This window comes from Polynucleobacter sp., from assembly GCF_018500155.2.
In the GTDB taxonomy this organism is placed as follows: Bacteria; Pseudomonadota; Gammaproteobacteria; order Burkholderiales; family Burkholderiaceae; genus Polynucleobacter.
The window spans coordinates 1-7692 of the sequence record NZ_JAHBAK020000043.1; the positions used below are offsets into that span (position 1 = coordinate 1).

Annotated in this window: 10 protein-coding genes; 7 read left to right on the forward strand and 3 right to left on the reverse strand. The window is 46.1% G+C overall.

What is annotated here, in order from left to right; all coding sequences use genetic code 11:
• The 7 genes from KIH43_RS05675 to queC form a co-directional block, all read left to right on the forward strand.
• Positions 1-451 (forward strand): MotA/TolQ/ExbB proton channel family protein (locus tag KIH43_RS05675; protein WP_297718635.1); only part of this gene is annotated, 451 nt, incomplete at its 5' end.
• Between the two features lie 14 nt (positions 452-465).
• A complete protein-coding gene (tolR, locus tag KIH43_RS05680; RefSeq protein ID WP_297718638.1) occupies positions 466-885 on the forward strand; it encodes a protein TolR in 420 nt (139 codons plus the stop codon).
• A gap of 50 nt (positions 886-935) precedes the next feature.
• Positions 936-1775 (forward strand): cell envelope integrity protein TolA, encoded by an 840-nt coding sequence (gene tolA / locus KIH43_RS05685; RefSeq protein ID WP_297718641.1) that lies wholly within the window; start codon positions 936-938, stop codon positions 1773-1775.
• Positions 1776-1839: 64 nt separating this feature from the next.
• Positions 1840-3090: a Tol-Pal system beta propeller repeat protein TolB gene (tolB, locus tag KIH43_RS05690; RefSeq protein ID WP_297718660.1), complete on the forward strand. Its 1251-nt coding sequence runs from the start codon at positions 1840-1842 to the stop codon at positions 3088-3090.
• A 156-nt stretch (positions 3091-3246) separates the two neighbouring features.
• Complete coding sequence (gene pal, locus KIH43_RS05695; RefSeq protein WP_297718643.1) at positions 3247-3744, forward strand: peptidoglycan-associated lipoprotein Pal; 498 nt, start codon at positions 3247-3249, stop codon at positions 3742-3744.
• The gene (ybgF, locus tag KIH43_RS05700; protein ID WP_297718645.1) at positions 3744-4475 is read left to right on the forward strand and encodes a tol-pal system protein YbgF; all 732 of its coding nucleotides are present in this window, start codon (positions 3744-3746) and stop codon (positions 4473-4475) included. Before pal ends, ybgF begins: the two co-directional genes overlap by 1 nt.
• A 24-nt stretch (positions 4476-4499) precedes the next feature.
• A complete protein-coding gene (gene queC, locus KIH43_RS05705) occupies positions 4500-5237 on the forward strand; it encodes a 7-cyano-7-deazaguanine synthase QueC (protein WP_297718648.1) in 738 nt (245 codons plus the stop codon).
• Positions 5238-5433: 196 nt separating this feature from the next.
• Here the strand turns inward: queC and KIH43_RS05710 are convergent, their stop codons facing one another.
• From KIH43_RS05710 to KIH43_RS05720, 3 genes are all read right to left on the reverse strand, one after another.
• Positions 5434-6045, reverse strand: coding sequence for a riboflavin synthase (locus KIH43_RS05710; protein WP_297718651.1), 612 nt, complete (start codon positions 6043-6045; stop codon positions 5434-5436).
• Between the two features lie 49 nt (positions 6046-6094).
• Positions 6095-7222, reverse strand: a complete 1128-nt coding sequence (gene ribD / locus KIH43_RS05715) for a bifunctional diaminohydroxyphosphoribosylaminopyrimidine deaminase/5-amino-6-(5-phosphoribosylamino)uracil reductase RibD (RefSeq protein ID WP_297718654.1) — start codon at positions 7220-7222, stop codon at positions 6095-6097.
• 78 nt (positions 7223-7300) lie between these two features.
• On the reverse strand, positions 7301-7692 hold a 392-nt coding region (locus KIH43_RS05720; RefSeq protein WP_297718657.1), incomplete at its 5' end, for a GspH/FimT family pseudopilin.

A 7692-nucleotide genomic window follows, 5' to 3' on the forward strand; every position in this document is an offset into this window, starting at 1 on the left:
AGAGGCCGCGCAACGCAATACGCGCAGCGATGCCGTCTTAGAGCACATCTTTGAAGCCGGTATGCAGGAGTTTATGAAGGTTAGAGAAATTGATGCCGCCCGGCGCGCGATGAAGGCAACCTACCAACGCGAAATGGATCATTTAGAAGCCAACCTGCCCTTCTTAGCCTCAGTCGGTTCAGTTTCTCCGTATATTGGTCTTTTTGGAACGGTTTGGGGAATCATGCATTCTTTCCGTGGTTTAGCCAACGTGCAAAACGCTACCTTGTCTGCAGTAGCTCCTGGTATTGCAGAAGCATTGATTGCAACAGCGATTGGTCTTTTTGCCGCTATCCCCGCCGTTGTTGCATACAACCGCGCAGCAACGGATGTTGATCGTCTCTCCATTCGTTTTGAAACATTTATCGAAGAGTTCACCAATATCTTGCAACGTCAAACCGCTGCACGCTAAGAGAACAAATTTTTATGGGCGCTTCTTCATTACGCAAATCTAAACGTCGGGCAATGTCTGACATTAATGTTGTTCCTTACATTGATGTCATGTTGGTATTACTGGTGATCTTTATGGTCACCGCTCCCATGGTCAACCCTGGTGTTGTCAATCTGCCCACCGTGGGCGGCGCTAAGGTGCAATCACTACCACCCGTCTTTCTGACGATTGATGAAAACGAAAAAGTCATTGTGCGTAAAGATGGCGAACCGGTACAAACACTAGATAAATTTGAGCTTGGTGCATTTGCCAGATCACAAGCAGAAAAGTCTGCTGATCAGCCAGTGGTTTTAGCTGCCGATAAATCCGTTAAATATGAAGTAGTGATGGATGTCATGTCTAAGCTGAAAGAAAACGGTGTTAAGCGCGTTGGCTTAGCAGTGAAGTCACAGTAATGCTCTTTGCGCAAAAGCACCTTGGTCTTGCATTTATTGTTTCGTAAGTAATGACAAGCGCCCAACTTTCTCAAAACCCTTTTGGTCGCGGCAATCCAGATGGACGTGAACGTGGTCGTCTCACAAAAGAAGAGAGCACCAAACGGGCTTTTACATTTTCTCTAGTAGCTCACTTAGGTCTACTTGCCTTTTTAGTCATCGGCATCAGTTGGAACAACAGCACCCCTTCAGGAGTTGAAGTGGAGCTATGGGATTCCACTCCACAAGTAGATACCAAACCAGCGCCAGAGCTTAAAACCGAAATGAAAGAAGAGGCTGCTGACATAGCCGTCAAGAAAAAGAAGGTAGAGAAAGAGCCGCCCAAAAAAGAAGCTGCCAAAGAGCCTCCTAAAGCAGTAAAACCTCCTCCACCTAAAGAACCCCCTAAAAAAGTGGAACCCCCCAAAAAAGAGGTGGCTAAAGAACCCCCTAAGCCAGCACTGACTCCGGCGCAAATCAAAGCAAATGCTGAAGCAGACAAACGGCGTGAAGCCAATATTGCTAGCCTACGCGGCATGGCTGCAAAAGATGGCGGCACGGGCGGTTCTGTTGGCAGCGGAGTGGGTGGTGGCGGAAATGCGCCTCCCGGCTGGAGTGATAAGGTCATTAAAAAGGTTCGGGCCAATATCACCTTTAACGCCGATTCCTTTAGAGGAAACAAACAAACCATTATTCAAGTGCGTTTGGCCCCTGATGGCGCCATCCTTTCTAGGACAATGACGAGCAGTAGCGGTGATAATGCTTGGGATCAGGCAGTTTTAAGTGCAATTGATGCGACTCAAAGCCTTCCTAAAGATGATGATGGCAAGTTGCCAACCTTAACCCCTGAATTAAAGTTAAAACCAAAGTAAATTTCTAAACATGATGAATTTAATCGCACGCCATTTGCAAAAAATCATTTTGACTATCTCTGTAATGGTGCTGGGCACTTTCAGTCTGCCGAGCGTTGCACAGATGAGTATTGAAATTACAGGTGTTGGTCAATCACTCTATCCCATCGCAGTAATGCGCTTTAAGGATGAGAACCGATTACCTACCAATATCACTGACATCATTCGTCAAGACTTGGCGCGTAGTGGCTATTTTAAAAATACAGAAAATGGCAATGCGGTAGAGAGTGATGATGGCACTCCGAACTACAAATCCTGGGCAGCACGTGGTGCAGATGCTCTAGTTGTCGGCTCTGTCACACAAAAAGGTTCAGATCAATTTGAAGTGAGCTACAAACTTTTTGATATTCGTAAATCACAAAGTTTAGGCGGATTAAATCTCACTTCCAGCGCGGATAATCTGCGCTCAGTTGCACACAAAATTGCTGACGATATCGTCATGAAGTTATTGGGTGAGCGCGGCATCTTCTCTACCCGCCTCTCTTATGTCATCAAGGATGGCAAGCGCTATCGTCTAGTGATCTCAGACGCCGATGGTCAAAATATTCGCACCGCCATGACTAGCGGCGATCCCATCATCTCCCCATCATGGTCACCTGATGGCAAAAAGGTTGCTTACGTTTCTTTTGAAGATCGTAAACCGGTAATCTATGTTCATGAATTAGCGACAGGTCGTCGTATTGCGCTCTCAAATCAAAAGGGCAATAACAGTGCTCCAGCGTGGTCACCCGATGGAAGAAAGCTCGCGGTTTCCCTCTCTAAAGATGGCAATACTCAGATCTATGGCATTAATGCTGATGGCTCAGGGTTACATCGCCTCACTCGCGGTAACACCATTGACACTGAACCTCAATATTCACCTGATGGTCGCTTCATTTATTTCACCAGCGATCGCGGCGGCAATCCACAAATCTATCGCATGAGTGCAGAGGGCGAGCAATCCGATAGCGCAAAACGCGTCACATTCAAACAAGGATTTGTGACTTCGCCACGCATTTCTCCAGACGGCAAATACATGGCTTACATTGCCAATGTGGGTGGCGCTTATCGCTTGTATATTTTGAATTTGGCTACTGGTGACTCACAAGCGCTCACCGATGGCAGCTCTGATGAATCCCCTTCTTTTGCCGCTAATGGTAAGTACGTGCTGTACTCGACCAAGGTGGGTGGTAAGCGGGTTTTAGCAGCCGTTTCAGTAGACGGAAATTCGAAACAAGTCTTGAGTATTCCGGGATCTGATGTACGTCAGCCATCCTGGGGGCCCTTCATGGATTAAGCCCCACTTAAGCATTCGCACCATATTAGGGGCTTCTCCATAGGAAGCCCCTTATTCATTTTAAGAACCGTTATAGCAATTTAGGTGGTTTTGTTGCTCTTTGGGAGCATAATATTGCTATTCATTTATTTACCTTTGTAAGGAAAGAGGAAAACCATGAGCTTTTCTATAACCCGTCGTTTCGCCACCCTCCTCATGCTGGGCTCAGTTGCTCTAGCGTTATCTGCCTGCTCCAGCGTAAATCTTGATGATGTCAATGGCGATGGTAGCGGAAGTGGTAACTACGGCTCACAACCTTGGAACGATCCTAAGAGCCCGTTGTTTGAGAAAAGTGTTTACTTTGGCTTTGATGAATACACTGTTCAAACTAAATATCAAAAAATGTTGTCCGCTCATGCAAGCTACCTTAAAGCTAATCCAAAACAAAAGATCATCATTCAAGGTAATACCGATGATCGCGGTACTGCAGAGTACAACTTAGCATTAGGTCAACGTCGTTCTGAAGCTGTACGCAAATCACTCAATTTGATGGGCGTATCTGATAACCAAATGGAAGCAGTCAGCTTTGGTAAAGAAAAACCAAAAGCAGAGGGTGATAACGAAGCTGCTTGGGCAGAAAATCGCCGTGCAGATATTGTTTACATTACGAACTAATGTTGAAAGTAAATACCTCTTATAAACAAACGCTCTCACGAGCGTTTTGTTTAGGTGCTTGCGTAGTGTTCATAGGCGCTTCTAGCAATGCTTGGGCGCTCTTTTCTGATGATGATGCTCGCAAAGCGATTTTGGATCTGCGCAAGTCGATGGCAACAACACAGCTCGAACTGCAAAGCCAAATTGATCAACTCAAATCTGAAAATGCGGTACTGCGCGGCAAGATTGAAAACCTTGAAAAGCAAGGTGAAGACATCAGCACCAGCCAAAAGACGTATTACCAAGATCTAGATAATCGCCTAGGCAATTTTGAACCACGCACAATGACCATTGAAGGGGTTAGCGGAGTTGTTCAGCCCTCGGAAAAAAAATCGTACGATGAGGCACTAAAGGCCTTTCAAGCAGGTAATTTAAAAAAAGCGGATGACTTATTTTCTGCATTCGCTGCGCGTTATCCAAAAAGCCCATACTACCCACTCGCTTTATTTTGGGGTGGAAATAGCAAATATGCGAACAGAGATTACAAAGGGGCCATCGCCCAGTTGCAAAGCTTAATTACACGCTTTCCCAATCATCCGCGGGTACCAGCAGCAATGCTGACTCTAGCGAACTGCCAGTTAGAGAGCGACAATAAAGCAGCAGCTAAAAAGATTCTGAATGACCTGATGGCGAAATATCCTGATACTGAAGCAGCACAGCAAGCACAAACACTCTTGCCTGCTACTAAGTAAATCTCAGTAAACGCGGTTTTTCTTATGTCATCGTTGTCTGCAGCTTTTCAACAGTTTGCGCCCCGTAAACCTCATGCCCCAGCAGTGATTTTGTTTTCCGGGGGTTTAGACTCGAGCACAGTATTAGCGCTTGCCAAAGACTTAGGCTACACACCCTATGCGCTTTCAGTTGGATATGGTCAACGACATTCATCTGAATTGGCGGCAGCAAAACATATTGCCAAAAAAATGGGGGTGGTACGTCATGAGGTCGTCAATCTGGACCTTACCCGTTTTGGGGGCTCTGCATTAACGGATTCTGCAATTGCAGTACCTACCACGCCCAGCGATACAGCAGAGATTCCTGTAACCTATGTTCCTGCACGCAATACCATCTTGCTCTCACTCGCTTTAGGTTGGGCTGAATCACTAGGTGGTTTGGATATCTTCTATGGTGCCAACGCCGTTGATTATTCAGGCTACCCAGACTGTCGCCCAGAATATGTCGCCTCCTTTGAAACGATGGCCAGCCTAGCAACCAAAGCTGGCGTAGAAGCACTCAGTCATGAGAATCGCGTCAGAGTGCATGCACCCATTATCAATATGAGCAAAGCAGAAATTATTGCGCTGGGTAAGTCTTTAGGAGTGGATTATTCACAAACGGTATCTTGCTATCAAGCTAATGATCTTGGTGAAGCCTGCGGTGTTTGCGAATCGTGTCGCCTGAGGCAGGCTGGATTTCAGCAAGCAAACTTAATTGATCCGACTCGCTATCAAAAATAATTAATTCACTTGATAATGATCTGACTCGTAAGCCTCTATTAGTTCAAGTAATTTTCGAAATCGATCAGCATTTTTGCTGTCTAACTCTGGTTCATTGTCGACATAAATTGAAACTTCAGCTAATGCGGCTTGATAGTCAAACTCGTTGAGAATTGATTTTGGCTCTATTTTCACTTTTCCATGCATATCTTAAACGTTATATTGTGCTCATCATACGCGCTACATAACGCGCAATGAGGTCTACCTCTAGATTGACCCGATCCCCTTGCTTTAATCCCCCCAGCGTTGTGTTTTGCAGGGTGTGTGGAATGATGTTGATGTCCACAATACATGCTGAAGGCGTATCTTCTGTTTGGTTCACAGTAAGCGAAACGCCGTTCACCACAATAGAACCTTTGTAAGCCAGGAAGGCCGCCAATGCTTTTGGTGCCTCAATACGCAAAAGCCAAGAACCATATTGATCGGCAGCAATTTGTGCAAAGTGGGCAACTGTGCCAACCCCATCGACATGGCCACTCACCAAATGACCGCCCAAACGATCATTGAGGCGCATTGCTTTCTCAAGATTGACTGGGCCAACTTTGTCCAAACCCACGGTCTTATTCAGTGATTCGCGAGAAATATCGAGCGCAAAGGTATTGCCATCCAGTTGGGTAGCTGTCATGCAAGCGCCCTGAATCGCAATGCTGTCACCTAACGCAACATCATTTAGATAATCTTCTGGCACTTGTACAACCAAATGCAAACCATCGCCTTTCTTCTGCGTGCTTTTGATTTGGCCAACCGCCGTAATGATTCCAGTAAACATATGTCAATTTTAATGGTGAGTGATGTTAAGTGCTGATGAGCTTACCGATCTATATTTTGGAATCTGCACGAATCAAGCGTAATCTCATGTCCTTGCCCAATACATCTTGATCGATGATCTGCCAATCTTGTCGTTGATCCAAATGGGATAAGGGAGCGATATTTGCCATACCAATGCCATCCCCTATAAAAAAAGGTGCGTAGTAGAGCAATAACTCATCGACACAATACTCTCTGAGCATCGAGCCATTGAGCTTAAATCCCGCCTCTACATGAATCTCATTCATTTCGCGCTCTTGCGCAAGGTAAGCAAACATCTTTGGTAGATCGACTTTACCTTGAGTATTAGGCATCTCGGTGACTTCTATACCCTGCTCTCGGAATATTGCGGCCTTTTGTTGCTGCTCTTTGGAATCGAGTTTGCCGCACATGATGATGACTTGTGCACCACCAAGGTTTTTTAGGATTTTGGCAGATGAAGGTGTTTCCAATTTTGAATCCACAATCACCTTCCAAGGTTGTCTTTGTGTGGCCACCTCTCTCACATTCAACAGTGGATCATCTTCTTTAATAGTGCCAACACCAGTCACTATTGCACAAGCTTGTGCGCGCCAATGGTGACCATCCTTTCTAGCAGTAGGCCCAGTAATCCACTGACTTTGTCCATTACCCAACGCCGTTTTACCATCAAGTGAGGCAGCAATTTTGAGGCGCACCCATGGTAAGCCTCGTGTCATGCGCGATATAAATCCCCGGTTGAGCACTTCCGCCTCTTGCTCAAGCAAGCCGCAATAGACTTCAATGCCTGCAGCTTTTAGACGCTCAATGCCTCTGCCTGCAACCAAAGGATTGGGGTCTTGCATAGCAATGTAAACCTTAGCAGGTTTAGCGGCGATGAGGGCGTCAACACAGGGAGGAGTGCGGCCAGTATGGCTACAAGGCTCCAGAGTGACATACACGGTAGCGCCCTCTGCGCTCAAGCCTTTTGTACGTAAATCCGCCAATGCCTGGATTTCTGCATGGGGTCCACCCACTTGTTGTGTGTGTCCTTGTGCAATCATTTTCCCTTCTCGGACAATGACGCAACCCACTCGTGGATTGGGGTTTGATAAATATAAAGAATGCTGAGCTTGCTCTAAAGCTTTACTCATCCATTCTTGGTCAGCAGCGCTATACATGGGTCTATTAAAACCGATTGTGGATCCAAGCAGCAAATTTTCACATCATTCGCTTTGGGGTTGGGTAGGAATTGGGTTTTACTTACAGCCTTTGTGGTCCGTCTTAGGGTTACATATACGCCAACGGCCTCCGCTGCCTAAAATGAATTGACGCTCAAGATCCGCGTAATGCCGATGACCTAAGATAAGACGGTTGGCTAAAAACCCTCCTTGTCCAGTTTTAGCTGCTCCGGCAGCATTAAATTGAATCTGCACCCCTTGAGCATGAGGATCTACAAATCCCCGATTCTTAAAATACAGTGGGTATATGTCCTCCTGAGAAAGCCAATTCCTGGCTTTGCAATCCACCTTCGGTTGCCGAGCAATACAGCCACTTGTGATGACCCAACCACCATTCCAGTCTTGATGATTGCGTGGCAGCATCTGCACTGGCTCACCCAAATATAGCGCTTGGTTGCGCGCAAAATTGG